The 1,480-nt window shown below is 30.0% G+C and carries 2 protein-coding genes; both read right to left on the reverse strand.

Going from position 1 to position 1,480, the window contains the following annotated elements:
* Nucleotides 1-34 precede the first annotated feature (34 nt).
* The gene (locus HMPREF3186_RS03740; RefSeq protein WP_084812655.1) at nt 35-928 is read right to left on the reverse strand and encodes an IS3 family transposase; all 894 of its coding nucleotides are present in this window, start codon (nt 926-928) and stop codon (nt 35-37) included.
* Nucleotides 859-1,480, reverse strand: a 622-nt coding sequence (locus HMPREF3186_RS03745; protein WP_060913992.1) for a helix-turn-helix domain-containing protein, incomplete at its 5' end; no start/stop codon positions are given. The genes HMPREF3186_RS03740 and HMPREF3186_RS03745, both read right to left, overlap by 70 nt.

Raw genomic sequence — 1,480 nt, forward strand, 5'->3', positions numbered from 1 at the left:
TGATATGTACCCAAAATTCTGGACACATATATATTTAATTTAGACAAGTGGATGTTATTCTGTATTGTACAGGTGACATCCATTTTGTTTTTGATTGAATTCTCTTGTTGTTGTAATAATCTATATATTCATATACAGCTTTACTAAATTCTTCAAATGACATATAATTCTTTTCATAACCATAAAATATCTCCGTCTTCATTCTTCCAAAAAATGATTCCATGATACTATTATCATAACAATTTCCCTTTCTAGACATCGATTGAATGACTCCATGTTTTTTTAACTCACTTCTATAGTGTGAATGTTGATATTGCCACCCTTGATCCGAATGCATAATTAATCCTTCTGTTTTTGGAAATTTATTAAATGCTTTTTCTAACATTCTTTTTATCTGATTTAAATCTGGATGTAAAGATAAATCATATGATATTATTTCATTTGTATGCATATCTAGAATCGCTGAAAAATAGCACTTTCCCCATGAAAAATTGAATTGTGATACATCTGTAGTCCATTTCTGTAACGGAGCAGTTGTACTAAAATCTCGATTTATTATATTATCAGCGACTTTTCCTATTTTCCCCTTATATGAATGATATCTTTCTTTAGGACGTTTCCCTTTCAATCCTTCTTTATGCATAAGACTTTGTACACGTTTATGATTTACTTTAAAACCTCTATTAATTAGTTCATTGTGAACTCTACGGACACCATATAACCCTTTATTTTCGGTAAAAATAATTTTAATTTCTTTTAACACTGGCTCATTACGAATAGCCACAACATCTACTTCTCCCTTATTTATTAAATAATAATATGTTGATTTAGCCATTCCTATTGCTTGTAAAAGATATTTTAATTGATATCCTTTTTCTCTAAGTTCTTTGATGATCGCTGCTTTTTCGCCTTGAGTTGCGCAGCCCATTTTTCTCGCCTCAAGGCTATTAATTTTTTTATTATTTCTTTTTCCGCTTTAATATTTTCGATTTCTGTTTTAATAAATTGATTTTCTTCACGTAATCTAATTAATTCTTCTCTTTCTGATTCTTTTAATGGTTTAGGACTTCTATTTTCTTTCATGATAGGTACCTTTCTTGGTCTTCCTTTCTTCTCATCTACAAGTCCATTATAACCTTTTTCCTTGTATTTTTGAACCCAATTATATAATATCCTATAATTAATTCCATTCTCTAGTGCAACGGAATTATATGAATAACCAGCTAAAATTTTGGAAACTAATACTAGTTTTTCTTCTGGATTCCACTGCTTATTTTTCGTTTTACGTCGTAAGACGCCTACGCCTAATGAATCGACCATTCTTTTCCATTTCCTAATAGTATCTCTAAATTTTCTAGTGGTTATTCCATTAGGTGTCTCTGGATATTCTCCTCTTTCATACATCTCAACACATTTTACTTTAAATTCAAAACTATAACGCATAAAAATACCCCTTTCACTGGTTTGTCCAGTAAAAGGG

This window comes from Gemella haemolysans (assembly GCF_001553035.1).
GTDB classification, from domain to species: Bacteria; Bacillota; Bacilli; order Staphylococcales; family Gemellaceae; genus Gemella; species Gemella haemolysans_B.